This window comes from Cronobacter sakazakii, from assembly GCF_000982825.1.
In the GTDB taxonomy this organism is placed as follows: domain Bacteria; phylum Pseudomonadota; class Gammaproteobacteria; order Enterobacterales; family Enterobacteriaceae; genus Cronobacter; species Cronobacter sakazakii.
The window spans coordinates 2336277-2352229 of record NZ_CP011047.1; the positions used below are offsets into that span (position 1 = coordinate 2336277).

Sequence of the window (15953 nt, forward strand, 5' to 3'; positions counted from 1 at the left end):
ATTTTGATTAACGCCTGGCTCGCGCCAGGCCAACTGGAAGCATGCTGACTATGGCTACGATTCATGTAGACGGCAAAGAATATGAGGTAGACGGCGCGGACAACCTGCTGCAGGCGTGTCTGTCGCTCGGCCTCGATATTCCTTATTTTTGCTGGCATCCGGCGCTGGGTAGCGTTGGTGCCTGCCGCCAGTGCGCGGTGAAGCAATATCAGAACGCGGAAGATACCCGTGGTCGCCTTGTGATGTCCTGCATGACGCCGGCATCCGATGGCACCTTTATTTCTATTGACGACAACGAAGCGAAACAGTTCCGCGAAAGCGTTGTGGAGTGGCTGATGACCAACCACCCGCACGACTGTCCGGTCTGTGAAGAGGGCGGTAACTGCCACCTGCAGGATATGACCGTAATGACCGGCCATAGCTTCCGTCGCTACCGTTTCACCAAGCGTACCCACCGTAATCAGGATCTGGGGCCGTTCATCAACCATGAGATGAACCGCTGCATCGCCTGCTATCGCTGCGTGCGTTACTACAAAGATTACGCTGACGGCACCGATCTTGGTGTGTACGGCGCGCATGACAATGTCTATTTCGGTCGCCCGGAAGACGGTACGCTTGAGAGCGAATTCTCCGGTAACCTGGTCGAAATTTGCCCGACCGGCGTTTTCACCGATAAAACGCACTCCGAGCGCTACAACCGTAAATGGGACATGCAGTTTGCGCCGAGCATCTGCCAGCAGTGCTCGCTGGGCTGTAACACCAGCCCTGGCGAACGTTATGGCGAACTGCGTCGTATAGAAAACCGCTACAACGGTACCGTTAACCACTACTTCCTGTGCGACCGCGGTCGTTTCGGCTACGGCTACGTCAACCTGAAAGATCGTCCGCGTCGTCCGGTTCAGCGCCGTGGCGATGACCTGATCACCCTGAACGCCGAACAGGCGATGCAGGGCGCGGCGGATATTCTGCGCCAGTCGAAGAAAGTGATTGGTATCGGTTCCCCGCGCGCGAGCGTCGAGAGCAACTTCGCGCTGCGTGAACTGGTCGGTGCGGAAAACTTCTATACCGGCATCGCGGCGGGCGAGCAGGAACGTCTGCAACTGATGCTGAAAGTGCTGCGTGAAAGCGGCATCCGCACGCCGGCGCTGCGTGAGATTGAATCTTACGACGCTGTGCTGGTGCTGGGCGAAGATATCACCCAGACCGGTGCGCGCGTGGCGCTGGCGGTACGTCAGGCGGTGAAAGGCAAAGCGCGTGAAATGGCGGCGGCCCAGAAAGTGGCTGACTGGCAGATTGCGGCCATCCTGAACATCGGCCAGCGCGCCAAACATCCGCTGTTTGTGACTAACGTTGACAGCACCCGCCTGGACGACATCGCCGCGTGGACTTATCGTGCGCCGGTGGAAGATCAGGCGCGTCTCGGTTTTGCCATCGCCAACGCGCTGGACGCCGCATCGCCTGCGGTGGAAGGGCTGGATCGCGACCTGCAAAACAAAGTGGACGTGATTGTGCAGGCGCTGGCAGGGGCGAAGAAGCCGCTGATTATCTCCGGCACCAACGCCGGTAGCGTGGAAGTGATTCAGGCGGCCGCGAACGTGGCGAAAGCCCTGAAAGGCCGTGGCGCGGATGTCGGTATCACGATGATCGCCCGCGCGGTTAACAGCGTCGGTCTCGGAATGATTGGCGGCGGTTCGCTTGACGACGCGCTGAACGAACTCGAAACCGGCAACGCTGACGCCGTTATCGTGCTGGAAAACGATCTGCACCGTCACGCCTCGGCGGCGCGTGTGGACGCAGCGCTGGCGAAAGCGCCGTTGGTGATGGTGATTGACCATCAGCGCACCGCGATTATGGATCACGCGCATCTTGTGCTTTCCACTGCGAGCTTCGCCGAAAGCGACGGTACGGTCATCAACAACGAAGGTCGCGCGCAGCGCTTCTTCCAGGTGTATGACCCGTCCTACTACGACAATACCGTCACGATGCTGGAAAGCTGGCGCTGGCTGCATTCGCTGCACAGCACGCTGGAAAACCGTCATCCGGACTGGACGCAGCTTGATCACGTGATCGACGCCTGCATCGAAAAACTGCCGCACCTGGCGGGCATTAAAAACGCCGCGCCGGACGCGACGTTCCGCATTCGCGGCCAGAAACTGGCGCGCGAACCGCATCGTTACAGCGGTCGCACCGCGATGCGCGCGAACATCAGCGTTCACGAGCCGCGCCAGCCGCAGGATAAAGACACCATGTTCGCCTTCTCCATGGAAGGGAACAACCATCCGGACGCGCCGCGTTCTCAGGTGCCGTTCGCCTGGGCACCGGGCTGGAACTCCCCGCAGGCCTGGAACAAATTCCAGGACGAAGTGGGCGGCCACCTGCGTCATGGCGATCCGGGCGTGCGCCTCATTGAGGCGGGCGAGGGCGCTATCGACTACTTCACGACCGTACCGCAGCGTTTCGCGCCGCAGGATGGTCAGTGGCGTATCGCGCCTTACTACCATCTGTTTGGCAGCGACGAGCTGTCGCAGCGCTCACCGGTCTTCCAGAGCCGCATGCCGCAGCCGTACATCCGCCTGAATCCGGCCGATGCCGCGAAGCTTGGCGTCAATGCGGGCGCGAAGGTCTCCTTCAATTACGAAGGCCAGACCATCACGCTGCCGTTGCAGCTCTCTGAAGGGCTGTCGGAAGGGCAGGTCGGTCTGCCGATGGGGATGCCGGGCATCGCGCCTGTCATGGCTGGCGCTCGTCTTGAAAATCTGCAGGAGGCTGCGCAATGAGTTGGTTGACACCGGATGTTATCGAGATCCTGCTCAGCATCCTGAAAGCGGTGGTCATTCTGCTGGTGGTCGTGAGCTGCGGCGCGTTCATGAGTTTTGGCGAGCGTCGTCTGCTCGGCCTCTTCCAGAACCGTTACGGGCCGAACCGCGTTGGCTGGGGCGGTTCGCTCCAGCTGGTCGCGGACATGATCAAGATGTTCTTTAAAGAGGACTGGATCCCGCGCTTCTCCGACCGCGTTATCTTTACGCTGGCGCCGATGATTGCGTTCACCTCGCTGCTGCTGGCGTTCGCGATTGTGCCTGTCAGCCCGACCTGGGTCGTGGCGGATCTCAATATCGGGATCCTCTTCTTCCTGATGATGGCGGGCCTTGGCGTTTACGCGGTGCTGTTCGCAGGCTGGTCGAGCAACAACAAATACTCGCTGCTGGGCGCAATGCGCGCCTCCGCGCAGACGCTGAGCTACGAAGTGTTCCTCGGCCTCTCGCTGATGGGTGTTGTCGCGCAGGCCGGGTCGTTCAACATGACCGACATCGTCAACAACCAGGCGCACCTCTGGAACGTTATCCCGCAGTTCTTCGGCTTTATCACTTTCGCTATCGCGGGCGTTGCGGTGTGTCACCGTCACCCGTTTGACCAGCCGGAAGCGGAGCAGGAGCTGGCTGACGGTTACCACATCGAATATTCCGGCATGAAGTTCGGTCTGTTCTTCGTGGGCGAATATATCGGGATTGTGACCGTTTCTGCGCTGATCGTGACGCTGTTCTTCGGCGGCTGGCAGGGCCCCTGGTTACCGCCTTTCATCTGGTTCGCGCTGAAAACCGCGTTCTTCATGATGATGTTTATTTTGATTCGCGCCGCATTACCGCGTCCACGTTATGACCAGGTAATGTCCTTCGGCTGGAAAGTGTGCCTGCCGCTGACGCTTATCAATCTGCTGGTAACCGCGGCTGTCATTCTCTGGCAGACAGCGGCATAAGGGGTGAGAAAACCATGACATTGAAAGACATAGTGGTTGGTTTCGGCACCCAACTACGCAGTATCTGGATGATTGGCCTGCACGCGTTTTCCAAACGCGAAACGCGCATGTATCCGGAAGAGCCGGTTTATCTGCCGCCGCGCTACCGCGGCCGTATCGTGCTGACGCGCGATCCGGACGGTCAGGAGCGTTGTGTGGCCTGTAACCTCTGTGCGGTCGCCTGCCCGGTGGGCTGTATCTCTCTGCAAAAAGCGGAGACCGTAGACGGTCGCTGGTATCCGGAGTTTTTCCGCATCAACTTCTCACGCTGCATTTTCTGCGGCATGTGCGAAGAGGCTTGCCCAACCACCGCTATCCAGCTGACGCCGGATTTCGAGCTGGGCGAGTTCAAGCGCCAGGATCTGGTGTATGAAAAAGAGGACCTGCTGATCTCCGGTCCGGGCAAATACCCGGAATATAACTTCTACCGGATGGCAGGTATGGCAATCGACGGCAAAGATAAAGGCGACGCGGAAAACGAAGCCAAACCTATCGACGTCAAAGGCCTGTTACCTTAAGGAGTCAGGAATGGAATTCGCTTTTTATATCTGCGCCCTTGTGGCGGTCCTGACCACCGCCCGGGTGATCACCCACAGCAATCCGGTACACGCGCTGCTGTACCTGATTATCTCGCTGCTGGCGATCGCAGGCGTCTTTTTCTCACTCGGCGCTTACTTCGCCGGTGCGCTGGAGATCATCGTCTACGCAGGCGCCATCATGGTGCTCTTCGTGTTCGTGGTCATGATGCTCAACCTCGGCGATTCCGTGGTGCGTCAGGAGCGCGAATGGCTCAAACCGCAGATCTGGATTGGCCCTGGCATTCTCTCGGCGGTTCTGCTGGTGGTGATTGTGTACGCCATTCTGGGCGTTAACGATCAGGGCATCGAAGGCAACCCGATTAGCGCGAAAGCCGTCGGTACTGACCTGTTCAAAACGTATGTTCTGGCGGTTGAACTCGCGTCCATGCTGCTGCTGGCAGGCCTGGTCGTGGCCTTCCATCTTGGCCGTGAAGAGAAAGCGGGCGATGTGGTAAGCGTGCGCGGCGGTGCTCCGTCGGACGCATCGAAAAGAAAAACGGAGGAGCACGCATGATCCCGTTACAACATGGACTGATCCTGGCGGCTATTCTGTTCGTCCTGGGTCTGACCGGTCTGGTTATCCGCCGCAATCTGCTGTTTATGCTGATTGGGCTGGAAATCATGATTAACGCCGCCGCGCTGGCCTTCGTGGTCGCGGGCAGCTACTGGGGTCAGACCGACGGTCAGATAATGTATATCCTGGCGATTAGCTTAGCCGCGGCAGAAGCCAGTATCGGCCTTGCGCTGCTGCTGCAACTCCATCGTCGTCGCCAGAACCTGAATATCGATTCAGTAAGTGAGATGCGTGGATGAACCTGCTCGCATTAACCATTATTTTGCCATTGATTGGCTATATTCTGCTCGCCTTCTCCCGCGGTCGCTGGTCGGAAAACCTCTCCGCGACGGTTGGGGTCGGCTCTGTGGGTCTGGCGGCGCTGGTCACCGCTTACGCTGGCATTGATTTCTTTAATAACGGCAAGCAGGCGTTCTCGCTGCCGCTGTGGACCTGGATGTCGGTTGGCGATTTTAACATCGGTGTTAACCTGGTGCTGGACGGTCTTTCGCTGACGATGCTCTCCGTGGTCACCGGCGTAGGCTTCCTGATCCACATGTTCGCGTCCTGGTATATGCGCGGCGAAGAGGGCTATTCTCGCTTTTTCGCGTACACCAACCTGTTTATCGCGAGCATGGTTGTGCTGGTGCTCTCCGATAACCTGCTGCTGATGTACCTCGGCTGGGAAGGCGTGGGCCTGTGCTCCTATCTGCTGATCGGTTTCTACTACACCGATCCGAAGAACGGGGCCGCCGCGATGAAGGCGTTTGTCGTGACCCGTGTGGGTGACGTCTTCCTCGCGTTCGCGCTGTTCATCCTCTACAACGAACTCGGCACGCTGAACTTCCGTGAAATGGTTGAACTGGCACCGCAGCATTTTGCCAACGGCAATGAAATGCTGCGCTGGGCAACGCTGATGCTGCTTGGCGGCGCGGTCGGTAAATCCGCACAGCTTCCGCTCCAGACCTGGCTTGCGGACGCGATGGCAGGCCCGACGCCGGTTTCCGCGCTGATCCACGCGGCGACCATGGTGACCGCGGGCGTTTACCTTATCGCCCGTACTCATGGCCTGTTCCTGCTGACGCCGGACGTGCTGCATCTGGTTGGTATCGTTGGTGCCATCACGCTGGTGCTGGCGGGTTTCGCCGCGCTGGTGCAGACCGACATCAAACGTGTTCTCGCGTATTCCACCATGAGCCAGATTGGCTACATGTTCCTGGCGCTTGGCGTTCAGGCGTGGGATGCGGCGATTTTCCACCTGATGACGCACGCGTTCTTTAAAGCGCTGCTGTTCCTCTCGTCCGGCTCCGTCATTCTGGCGTGCCATCACGAGCAGGACATCTTCAAAATGGGTGGCCTGCGTAAATCCATTCCGCTGGTTTACGCCTGCTTCCTGGTGGGCGGCGCGGCCCTTGCTGCTCTGCCGGTCGTGACTGCAGGCTTCTACAGTAAAGATGAAATTCTGTGGGGCGCTGCTGCTAACGGCCATAACTACTTAATGCTGGCGGGTCTGGTGGGTGCGTTCCTGACGTCCATCTATACCTTCCGCATGATTTTCATCGTGTTCCACGGCGAAGAAAAAATTCACGCACACGCAGGGAAGGGGATCACCCATCATCTGCCGCTTATCGTGCTGCTGGTGCTTTCGACCTTTGTCGGCGCGCTGATTACGCCGCCGCTGGCGGGCGTATTGCCGGAAAACCACTTCGGTCACGAAGGCAAAATGGCGCTGGAAATCACCTCGGGCGTGGTAGCGATTGTCGGTATTCTGATCGCCGCCTGGCTGTGGCTTGGCAAACGTACGCTGGTTACCGCCGTCGCCAAAAGCGCGCCGGGTCGTTTCTTCGGCACCTGGTGGTATCACGCCTGGGGCTTCGACTGGCTGTATGACAAAGTGTTCGTTAAGCCTTTCCTGGGTATCGCCTGGCTGCTGCAACGCGATCCGCTGAATGCGCTGATGAACATTCCGGCCATCCTGTCCCGCTACGCAGGCCGTGGTCTGCTGCTGAGCGAGAACGGCTACCTGCGCTGGTATGTGGCGTCCATGAGCGTCGGTGCGGTGGTCGTACTGGTGTTGCTGATGGTGTTGCGTTGATTCATAAGTGAATTTTAAAAGAATTCGTTGAAAATCAAGTCCGAAAGGACAGGCGTTATCAGCGAAGCCACCGTGGAGACTCTCTGCGCGCAGCGGGATCCACGGTGGCAAGTAAGATAGCCTGAGCTGGACTTAAACAAGGAACAAAAATCGCCATGTTACTACCCTGGCTAATACTGATTCCCTTTATCGGCGGCTTCCTGTGCTGGCAGACCGAACGCTTCGGCGTCAAGTTGCCGCGCTGGATTGCGCTGATTACGATGGGACTGACGCTGGCGCTCGGCCTGCAACTCTGGTTGCAGGGCGGCTACTCCCTGACGCAATCCGGTGAGTTTCCGAAGTGGCAGGACCAGTTCATTCTCGACTGGATCCCTCGCTTTGGGATCACAATCCATTTAGCCATCGACGGGCTGTCGCTGCTGATGGTGGTACTGACGGGCCTGCTTGGCGTGCTGGCGGTGCTCTGCTCCTGGAATGAAATTGAAAAATATCAGGGCTTCTTCCATCTCAACCTGATGTGGATCCTGGGCGGCGTGATCGGCGTGTTCCTCGCCATCGACATGTTCCTGTTCTTCTTCTTCTGGGAAATGATGCTGGTGCCGATGTACTTCCTGATTGCCCTGTGGGGTCATAAGGCATCGGACGGTAAAACGCGTATCACCGCGGCGACCAAGTTCTTCATCTATACCCAGGCGAGCGGTCTGGTGATGTTGATTGCCATCCTGGCGCTGGTATTTGTGCACTACAACGCCACCGGCGAGTGGACGTTCAACTACGAACGCCTGCTGAAAACGCCGATGTCTCACGGTGTCGAATACCTGCTGATGCTCGGCTTCTTCATCGCGTTTGCGGTGAAAATGCCGGTGGTGCCGCTGCACGGCTGGCTGCCGGACGCGCACTCCCAGGCACCGACCGCAGGCTCCGTTGACCTCGCGGGTATTCTGCTGAAAACCGCGGCCTATGGTCTGCTGCGCTTCTCGCTGCCGCTGTTCCCGAACGCCTCCGCCGAATTCGCGCCAATCGCCATGTGGCTTGGTGTGATCGGTATTTTCTACGGCGCGTGGATGGCCTTTACCCAGTACGACATCAAACGTCTTATCGCGTACACCTCCGTTTCCCACATGGGCTTTGTGCTGATCGCCATCTATACCGGTAGCCAGCTCGCTTATCAGGGCGCGGTTATTCAGATGATCGCTCACGGTCTTTCCGCGGCGGGTCTGTTTATTCTCTGCGGTCAGCTTTATGAGCGTCTGCATACCCGCGATATGCGCCAGATGGGCGGTCTGTGGAGCAAAATCAGATGGCTGCCGGCGCTGTCGATGTTCTTCGCCGTGGCGACGCTCGGTATGCCGGGCACCGGTAACTTCGTTGGCGAGTTCATGATCCTGTTCGGCAGCTTCCAGGTGGTGCCGGTGATTACCGTCATCTCGACCTTCGGTCTGGTGTTCGCGTCTGTTTACTCGCTGGCGATGCTGCACCGCGCGTACTTCGGTCAGCCGAAGAGCGAGGCGGCGCGTCAGGAGATTCGCGGTCTGTCGCCGCGCGAGCTGTTTATGATCCTGCTGCTGGTGGTGCTTCTGGTGCTGCTGGGCTTCTATCCCCAGCCAATTCTGGATACATCCCATTCGGCGATGAGCAATATTCAGCAGTGGTTTACCGATTCTGTTTCAACTACAAGGCCGTAATTCGCCATGACAATAACTACTCAACAATTGATCGCGCTGCTACCGCTGCTGATCGTCGGATTGACGGTGGTAGTTGTGATGCTCTCCATTGCGTGGCGACGTAATCACTTCCTCAATGCCACGCTGTCCGTTGTTGGCCTGAACGCCGCGCTGCTGTCGCTGTGGTTCGTGGGGCAGGCGGGCGCGATGGACGTCACGCCGCTGATGCGCGTGGACGGTTACGCCATGCTGTATACCGGCCTGGTGCTGCTGGCGAGCCTCGCCACCTGTACCTTCGCCTATCCGTGGCTGCAGGGCTACAACGATAACAAGGAAGAGTTTTATCTGCTGGTGCTGATCGCAGCGCTGGGCGGTATTCTTCTGGCGAACGCCAATCATCTGGCGTCGCTGTTCCTGGGTATCGAGCTTATCTCTCTGCCGCTGTTTGGTCTGGTCGGTTACGCATTTCGTCAGAAACGCTCGCTGGAAGCGGCTATCAAATACACCATTCTGTCTGCCGCAGCGTCGTCTTTCCTGCTGTTTGGTATGGCGCTGGTGTACGCGCAGTCCGGCAGCCTGTCGTTCGTCACGCTCGGTAAGAGCCTCGCGGACAATATGCTGAGCGAGCCGCTGCTGCTGGCGGGTCTGGGCCTGATGATTGTCGGCCTGGGCTTTAAACTCTCCCTGGTGCCGTTCCATCTCTGGACGCCGGATGTTTACCAGGGCGCGCCTGCGCCGGTTTCCACTTTCCTGGCGACCGCGAGCAAAATCGCTATCTTCGGTGTGGTGATGCGTCTGTTCCTCTATGCGCCGGTAGGTGACAGCGAGGCAGTGCGCGTGGTGTTAGGTGTTCTGGCCTTCGCCTCCATCATCTTCGGTAACCTGATGGCGCTGACCCAGACCAACATTAAGCGTCTGCTCGGTTATTCATCCATCTCCCATCTGGGCTACCTGCTGGTCGCGCTGATTGCGCTGAAAAGCGGCGATATGTCGATGGAAACCGTGGGCGTTTACCTGGCGGGTTATCTCTTCAGCAGCCTCGGCGCGTTTGGCGTGGTGAGCCTGATGTCCAGCCCGTATCGCGGCCCGGACGCGGATTCGCTCTACTCCTACCGCGGCCTGTTCTGGCACCGTCCGATTCTCTCGGCCGTAATGACCGTGATGATGCTGTCGCTGGCGGGTATTCCGATGACGCTCGGCTTTATCGGTAAATTCTACGTGCTGGCCGTCGGCGTGCAGTCCAACCTGTGGTGGCTGACCGGTGCGGTAGTCGTGGGCTCTGCGATTGGTCTCTACTACTACCTGCGCGTGGCGGTGAGCCTGTACCTGAACGCGCCGCAGCAGCTCAACCGCGATGCGCCGTCCAACTGGGCATACAGCGCGGGCGGTGTCGTGGTGCTGATTTCCGCACTGCTGGTGCTGGTGCTGGGTGTCTGGCCGCAGCCGCTGATTACGCTGGTGCAGCTGGCGAAACCGCTGATGTAAGCCTTGTGCTTTAGATAAAAACCGCCGTTTACCGGCGGTTTTTTTATGAGCGCTATACCGTGATGGTCAGGAAATCTTCCGCCAGCTCGCTTGCCGGGAAAATGGCCTGGCACTCGGCGAGCAGCCGCTGACACTCTTCCGCGCTATAACGTGAACTAAAGTGCGTCATCAACAGGCGCTTCGCGCCCGCGTCTCTGGCAACCTCAGCCGCCTGCTGTGTGGTCGAGTGCCCGCGTCCGTTAGCTTTCTCCGCCATCGCCGCTTCAAGCGTGGTTTCATGAACCATCACATCCACATCACGGGCAAGCGTAACCGCCTGTGGCGTCGGGCCGGTATCGCCGAAAATCGCTATTTTTTTGCCAGGGCGGGGGGCGCTCAGGTAATCCGCGCCGCACACCGTGCGCCCGTCAGCGAGCGTCACCGTCTCGCCGCGCTTGAGCTGCTGAAACAGCGGCCCTGGCATAACGCCCGCCGCTTTAAGGCGCGCCGCGTCCAGCGCGCCGGGTTTATCCTGCTCCTCGATCCGGTAGCCGTAACATTCGACCGGGTGCGTCAGCGGGTACGCGGTCACGGTAAGCTCGCCATCGTCCAATAGCTGCCCTTCGGTAATCTCATGCACGTTTAACGGGTAGCTGGTCCAGGAGCCGCTCAGACGTAGCGTGGTTTCGACAAATTCCGCGATGCCCTTCGTGCCGTAAATCTCAAGCGGCGTCTCACAACCTGCCATAGAGCGGCTGCACAGCAGGCCCGGCAGCCCGAAGATATGATCGCCGTGCAGGTGCGTGATAAAAATTTTCTCTATTTTGCCGGGAGTGGCCGTGGCGCGCAGCATCTGATGCTGGGTGCCTTCGCCGCAGTCAAAAAGCCACAGCCCGGAGCGATTGTTTTGCGGGTTCAGGACAATGGCCGTCACGTTGCGGGTGGTGGACGGCAGCCCGGCGCTGGTGCCTAAAAATGTCAGTTCCATGAGGAATTTACTCTGTACGATTGCGCGAAAGCTTTTAGTATAACGAGGAAAGCCGCACACTCTGGAGCCCAATATGATCGACTGGCAGGATAAACATCACGCCGAGCTGGATGTCCCGACGCTGTACGCGCTGCTGAAGCTGCGCTGTGAAGTATTTGTGGTTGAACAAACGTGTCCTTATCTGGATGTGGACGGCGAAGATCTGGTGGGCGAAAACCGTCATCTGCTGGCCTGGCGCGATAATCAGCTGATTGCTTATGCGAGGATTCTGAAAAGTGACGATCCATATGCGCCGGTCGCGATAGGGCGGGTTATTGTTTCAGGTGCCGCACGGGGTGAAAAGCTGGGTGTTGAACTCATGAAACGCGCGGTTGAGAGCTGTGAGCGCAACTGGCCGCAAAGCCCGCTATACCTGAGCGCACAGGCGCACCTGCAGGCGTTTTACGCACAGTTTGGTTTTGTCCCGGCCACGGAGATCTACGACGAAGACGGCATCCCGCACATCGGGATGCGGCGCGAACCGCGTCCAGGCAAAAAAGCGTGAGTGTGTCTATAGTTAGCAAACCGGTAACTTGATAACACGGAGACCAGTTATGCCTTTATCTTCACAACCTTATGAAACGCGTGTCGACGATGACCTGACTCTGCTGAGCGATACTCTGGAAGAGATCCTGCGCTCGTCCGGCGATCCAGCGGATCAAAAGTATGTTGAACTGAAAGCGCGTGCCGAGCAGGCGCTGCATGACGTAAAAAACCGCGTCAGCACCGCGTCCGACAACTACTACTTCCGCGCCAAACAGGCGGTTTATCGTGCCGATGACTATGTGCATGAAAAACCGTGGCAGGGCGTTGGTATCGGTGCCGCTGCGGGTCTGGTACTGGGCCTGCTGTTAGCCCGCCGTTAATCCTCCGCACATCGCGCACCGGCGCATCCGTTTAGGGTGCGCCATTTTTTTTGCGCGCAAAGCCCTGTAGAATGCAGGGTTTTAAGCAGAGGAAAGGAAACCTGTGAATACCCTCGCCGCCGCGCAGGCGTTGGCTGAAAAGGCGCTTGCGGACGTGCCTGATGCGCCCGGTCTCTGCCGTTGCGCGTTTGAATTCTCCCCTGAATTTTACGATTTACTCGCCTGGCTTGGTGCGCAGCCAGGGTTTCCGCAGTTTTACTGGCGCTCTCGTGAAGGCAATGAAGAGGTTGCCACGCTTGGTGCGGCATGCACATTCTCAAGTCTCGACGAGGCGCAGGCGTTTTTACACAAGCATGCGGATACACCAGGCCTTCGTGTCTGGGGGCTAAACGCGTTCGATCCCCAAAAAGGGCTTTTTTTCCTGCCGCGCCTGGAGCTGCGCCGGGAGGACGATCGCGCCTGGCTGATAGTGAACATTTATAATGCCTGCTCACAACACAAGGCGGCGCAGGCGTTAAAGCCGCTTATCCACAACCTGCAACCAGCGCGGCACACGCTGTTGCAACGCCCGCCGCGCCGTGTCAGCCGCTGTGATATTCCGCAGGCGCAGCAATGGGCGCAACTGGTTGGCGCGGCGACACACGCTATTGAGCGCGGCGATTTCGCTAAAGTGGTACTGGCGCGCGCCACCGATCTGCGTTTTCTCGCGCAGCCGGACGCGACGGCGCTGATGGCCGCCAGCCGCGAGGCTAATCACCACTGCTACCACTTTTATCTGGCCTTCAGCGCGCGCGAGGCATTTCTTGGCTCGACGCCGGAGCGCTTGTGGCGGCGCAATGGGCTGGCGCTGGATACCGAGGCGCTGGCGGGTACGGTGGAAAATCTTCCCGACGACAGTCAGGCGCAGGCGCGCGCCATCTGGCTGCTGAATGATGATAAAAATCGCCGCGAAAACGCGTTAGTGGTCGAAGATATTCGCGAGCGGCTACAGGCGATTGCGCATAGCATCACGGCGCGTCTGCCGGAGGTGATGCGGCTGCGGCGGGTGCAGCATCTTCGGTGTGCGATGACCGCGCGCCTTTTCGCGCCCGATGACGCCGCGTGCCTGCATCAGTTACAGCCTACCGCCGCAGTGGCCGGGCTGCCGCGCGAGGCGGCGCGCCGTTTTATCGCTGAGAACGAGCCGTTCGATCGCGAATGGTACGCCGGCTCTGCCGGGTATTTGTCGCTGGAGCAGTCAGAGTTTTGCGTAAGCCTGCGCTCGGCGCGCCTGAAGGACGAAACAATCCGCATTTACGCGGGTGCCGGGCTGGTGGCGGGCTCGCAGGCCGCACCGGAATGGCAGGAGATCGAGAACAAAGCGGCGGCGCTGCTCACGCTTCTGACACAATGAGCCGAGCCACAACCCGACCCATATCAAAATTCGATTCCGACGAGGCTTTATAATAAACCGGCTAAATTGATACCGGACAAGCTTATGTCGACAAGCACGTTTAACCGCCGCTGGGCGGGCGTCATTCTCGAAGCGCTGAGCCGCCACGGCGTGCGCCATCTTTGCATCGCGCCGGGCTCTCGCTCTACGCCGCTGACGCTCGCCGCCGCGCAACATCCGGCGTTCGCGCCGCATACCCACTTCGATGAGCGCGGTCTTGGCCATCTGGCGCTCGGGCTTGCCAAAGCAAGCGGCAAGCCGGTGGCGGTAATTGTCACGTCCGGTACGGCGGTGGCGAACCTTTATCCCGCGGTGATAGAAGCCGGTCTGACGGGCGAAAAACTGGTGGTGATCACCGCCGACCGTCCCCCGGAGCTGATAGACTGCGGCGCGAACCAGGCGATTCGCCAGCACAGCATTTTTGGCTCACACCCCGCCGCCACGCTCGATTTACCGCGCCCCACGCCCTCCATTCCCGCCGCCTGGCTTATCAGCGCCATCGATGAAAAGATGGGCGCGCTAAAGGCAGGCGCGCTGCATATCAATACGCCATTCGCCGAACCGCTCTATGGCGAGCTGGACGATACCGATCTTACGTGGCAGCAGGCACCAGGCGAGTGGTGGCAGACGACAACACCCTGGCTGCGCTATGAGAACACACAGGCAGTCAACGCGCAGGCAGACTGGCCTTTCTGGCGTGAACAGCGCGGCGTGGTGCTTGCAGGCAGGCTGACGGCGCAGGAGGGCGAAGCCGTTGCGCAGTGGGCGGCGCGTCTTGGCTGGCCGCTCATTGGCGATGTGCTCTCGCAAACCGGCCAGCCACTGCCGTGCGCCGATCTCTGGCTCGCGCACCCGCGTGCCGCCGCGCTGCTCGCGCAGGCGCAGATTGTCGTTCAGTTTGGCGGCAGCCTGACCGGCAAGCGCGTGTTGCAGTGGCAAAGCGAATGTCGCCCGCAGGAGTACTGGGTTGTTGACCCGCTGCCAGGGCGGCTTGATCCGGCACACCACCGCGGGCGTCGGATTGTGGCGGATATCTCCGCCTGGCTTGAACAGCATCCGGCGCACCCCATGATGCCATGGGCTGAGCCGCTGGAAGGGCTGGCGGCGCAGACGCAGCGTATCGTGGCGCGCGAACTCACTGAGTGGGGCGAGGCGCAGGTGGCGTACCGCCTGCCAGAACTGCTGCCGCCAGACGGCCAGCTCTTTCTCGGCAACAGCCTGACGGTGCGGCTGGTGGATGCGCTGGCGCAGTTGCCTGCCGGTTACCCCGTCTATGGTAACCGCGGCGCGAGCGGCATCGACGGGCTGGTTTCTACCGCGGCGGGCGTACAGCGCGCCACCGGAAAACCTACGCTTGCCGTGCTGGGCGATCTCTCCACGCTTTACGATCTCAACGCGCTGGCGCTCCTACGCGACGCACCCGCGCCTTTCGTGCTGATCGTCGTGAACAACAACGGCGGGCAGATTTTCTCCATGCTTCCGACGCCCGCCCGCGAGCGCGAAAAATTTTACTGTATGCCGCAAAACGTCAGCTTTGCGCCCGCGGCGGCGATGTTTTCGCTGAACTATGACGCGCCGGAGAGCCTGGCCGCGCTTAAAGAGGCGGTGACGCGCGCGTGGCATTCATCGGTCGCCACAGTCATTGAACTGCGCGTCCCGGAAACCGCGGGCGCGCAGGTATTCTCGCGTTTACTCAAAGCGGTGTGCGCCTGATGCCGCTGGCCGCGTATTTTCAGCCCGCCCGTGCTGCCGCGCGTGGCACTGTCGTCTGGCTGCACGGTTTTCTTGGCGACCATCGGGAATGGCAGACGGTCGCCGCGGCCTGCGTTGAGCATAACCATCTGTTTATCGATCTGCCGGGCCACGGCGGCTCGGCGCATCTTTGCGCCGTTGATTTTGCGCACGTGAACGAACAGCTTATCGCAACGTTAAATAGTTACAACATACTTGAATACTGGCTGGTGGGTTACTCGCTCGGCGGGCGGATAGCGATGTTTCACGCCACGCAGGGGAATACGCCCGGCCTGCGAGGGCTTGTGGTTGAGGGGGGCCATCCGGGGCTTCTGAATGCCGATGAGCGCGATGCGCGTTTCGTTGCGGATAAACAGTGGGCGCAGCGGTTTCGCGATGAACAGATTGAATCGGTGCTGGACGCCTGGTATCGCCAGCCCGTTTTCGCCACGCTGACAGATGCACAGCGCCGGGAATTAATCACGCTGCGCGCCCGCAATGCCCCCATCGCCCTGGCCATGATGCTGGAAGCCACATCGCCTGGCCGCCAGCCGCCGCTGTATGAGCCTTTAGCGCGGCTCTCTGTACCTTTTCATTACCTGTGCGGGGAGCGCGATGCAAAATTCCGCGCGCTCGCCGCCACGCTCAATGTGCCTTTGCATGTCATTACTGGCGCGGGTCACAACGCGCACCGGGAAAACCCGGCTGCGGTGGCCTGCTGTCTTAACGCGATTTTGCGCCCCTAACGGA

At 59.6% G+C, this 15953-nt stretch carries 14 protein-coding genes; 13 read left to right on the forward strand and 1 reads right to left on the reverse strand.

The window, feature by feature from the left end; all coding sequences use genetic code 11:
- Positions 1-50 precede the first annotated feature (50 nt).
- From nuoG to nuoN, 8 genes are all read left to right on the forward strand, one after another.
- Positions 51-2777 (forward strand): NADH-quinone oxidoreductase subunit NuoG, encoded by a 2727-nt coding sequence (gene nuoG / locus CSK29544_RS11125; protein ID WP_029039258.1) that lies wholly within the window; start codon positions 51-53, stop codon positions 2775-2777.
- Positions 2774-3754 (forward strand): NADH-quinone oxidoreductase subunit NuoH, encoded by a 981-nt coding sequence (gene nuoH / locus CSK29544_RS11130; protein ID WP_004388258.1) that lies wholly within the window; start codon positions 2774-2776, stop codon positions 3752-3754. The genes nuoG and nuoH overlap by 4 nt, the downstream gene beginning before the upstream one ends.
- A gap of 14 nt (positions 3755-3768) precedes the next feature.
- The gene (nuoI, locus tag CSK29544_RS11135) at positions 3769-4311 is read left to right on the forward strand and encodes an NADH-quinone oxidoreductase subunit NuoI (protein ID WP_004388259.1); all 543 of its coding nucleotides are present in this window, start codon (positions 3769-3771) and stop codon (positions 4309-4311) included.
- Between the two features lie 10 nt (positions 4312-4321).
- Positions 4322-4885 carry an NADH-quinone oxidoreductase subunit J gene (gene nuoJ / locus CSK29544_RS11140; protein ID WP_007900923.1) on the forward strand — a complete coding sequence of 188 codons (564 nt, stop codon included), beginning with the start codon at positions 4322-4324 and terminating at the stop codon, positions 4883-4885.
- Positions 4882-5184: an NADH-quinone oxidoreductase subunit NuoK gene (gene nuoK / locus CSK29544_RS11145; protein WP_004388260.1), complete on the forward strand. Its 303-nt coding sequence runs from the start codon at positions 4882-4884 to the stop codon at positions 5182-5184. The genes nuoJ and nuoK overlap by 4 nt, the downstream gene beginning before the upstream one ends.
- Positions 5181-7019 (forward strand): NADH-quinone oxidoreductase subunit L, encoded by a 1839-nt coding sequence (gene nuoL / locus CSK29544_RS11150; RefSeq protein WP_007900921.1) that lies wholly within the window; start codon positions 5181-5183, stop codon positions 7017-7019. Before nuoK ends, nuoL begins: the two co-directional genes overlap by 4 nt.
- A gap of 155 nt (positions 7020-7174) precedes the next feature.
- Entirely contained in the window at positions 7175-8704 is a 1530-nt protein-coding gene (gene nuoM, locus CSK29544_RS11155) for an NADH-quinone oxidoreductase subunit M (RefSeq protein ID WP_007900920.1), read from the forward strand.
- Positions 8705-8710: 6 nt separating this feature from the next.
- The gene (gene nuoN, locus CSK29544_RS11160; RefSeq protein ID WP_007776765.1) at positions 8711-10168 is read left to right on the forward strand and encodes an NADH-quinone oxidoreductase subunit NuoN; all 1458 of its coding nucleotides are present in this window, start codon (positions 8711-8713) and stop codon (positions 10166-10168) included.
- Between the two features lie 52 nt (positions 10169-10220).
- Here nuoN and rnz read toward each other — a convergent pair whose 3' ends face one another.
- A complete protein-coding gene (rnz, locus tag CSK29544_RS11165) occupies positions 10221-11135 on the reverse strand; it encodes a ribonuclease Z (RefSeq protein ID WP_007900919.1) in 915 nt (304 codons plus the stop codon).
- A gap of 73 nt (positions 11136-11208) precedes the next feature.
- On the opposite strand from rnz, the gene CSK29544_RS11170 reads away from it, so the two are divergent.
- The 5 genes from CSK29544_RS11170 (at position 11209) to menH (ending at position 15949) form a co-directional block, all read left to right on the forward strand.
- Complete coding sequence (locus tag CSK29544_RS11170) at positions 11209-11679, forward strand: GNAT family N-acetyltransferase (protein ID WP_007864668.1); 471 nt, start codon at positions 11209-11211, stop codon at positions 11677-11679.
- A 49-nt stretch (positions 11680-11728) separates the two neighbouring features.
- Complete coding sequence (gene elaB / locus CSK29544_RS11175; protein ID WP_004388266.1) at positions 11729-12040, forward strand: stress response protein ElaB; 312 nt, start codon at positions 11729-11731, stop codon at positions 12038-12040.
- 103 nt (positions 12041-12143) lie between these two features.
- Positions 12144-13433 (forward strand): isochorismate synthase MenF, encoded by a 1290-nt coding sequence (gene menF / locus CSK29544_RS11180; RefSeq protein WP_007900918.1) that lies wholly within the window; start codon positions 12144-12146, stop codon positions 13431-13433.
- A gap of 84 nt (positions 13434-13517) precedes the next feature.
- Positions 13518-15185: a 2-succinyl-5-enolpyruvyl-6-hydroxy-3-cyclohexene-1-carboxylic-acid synthase gene (menD, locus tag CSK29544_RS11185; protein ID WP_007900910.1), complete on the forward strand. Its 1668-nt coding sequence runs from the start codon at positions 13518-13520 to the stop codon at positions 15183-15185.
- On the forward strand, positions 15185-15949 hold the full coding sequence (menH, locus tag CSK29544_RS11190; RefSeq protein ID WP_007900908.1) for a 2-succinyl-6-hydroxy-2,4-cyclohexadiene-1-carboxylate synthase: 765 nt from the start codon (positions 15185-15187) through the stop codon (positions 15947-15949). The genes menD and menH overlap by 1 nt, the downstream gene beginning before the upstream one ends.
- Positions 15950-15953: the final 4 nt, after the last annotated feature.

Coding starts and splice junctions, on each gene's coding strand:
- nuoG (WP_029039258.1), top strand. CDS start 51: ATGGCTACGATTCATGTAGACGGCAAAGAATATGAGGTAGACGGCGCG.
- nuoH (WP_004388258.1), top strand. CDS start 2,774: ATGAGTTGGTTGACACCGGATGTTATCGAGATCCTGCTCAGCATCCTG.
- nuoI (WP_004388259.1), top strand. CDS start 3,769: ATGACATTGAAAGACATAGTGGTTGGTTTCGGCACCCAACTACGCAGT.
- nuoJ (WP_007900923.1), top strand. CDS start 4,322: ATGGAATTCGCTTTTTATATCTGCGCCCTTGTGGCGGTCCTGACCACC.
- nuoK (WP_004388260.1), top strand. CDS start 4,882: ATGATCCCGTTACAACATGGACTGATCCTGGCGGCTATTCTGTTCGTC.
- nuoL (WP_007900921.1), top strand. CDS start 5,181: ATGAACCTGCTCGCATTAACCATTATTTTGCCATTGATTGGCTATATT.
- nuoM (WP_007900920.1), top strand. CDS start 7,175: ATGTTACTACCCTGGCTAATACTGATTCCCTTTATCGGCGGCTTCCTG.
- nuoN (WP_007776765.1), top strand. CDS start 8,711: ATGACAATAACTACTCAACAATTGATCGCGCTGCTACCGCTGCTGATC.
- rnz (WP_007900919.1), bottom strand. CDS start 11,135: ATGGAACTGACATTTTTAGGCACCAGCGCCGGGCTGCCGTCCACCACC.
- CSK29544_RS11170 (WP_007864668.1), top strand. CDS start 11,209: ATGATCGACTGGCAGGATAAACATCACGCCGAGCTGGATGTCCCGACG.
- elaB (WP_004388266.1), top strand. CDS start 11,729: ATGCCTTTATCTTCACAACCTTATGAAACGCGTGTCGACGATGACCTG.
- menD (WP_007900910.1), top strand. CDS start 13,518: ATGTCGACAAGCACGTTTAACCGCCGCTGGGCGGGCGTCATTCTCGAA.
- menH (WP_007900908.1), top strand. CDS start 15,185: ATGCCGCTGGCCGCGTATTTTCAGCCCGCCCGTGCTGCCGCGCGTGGC.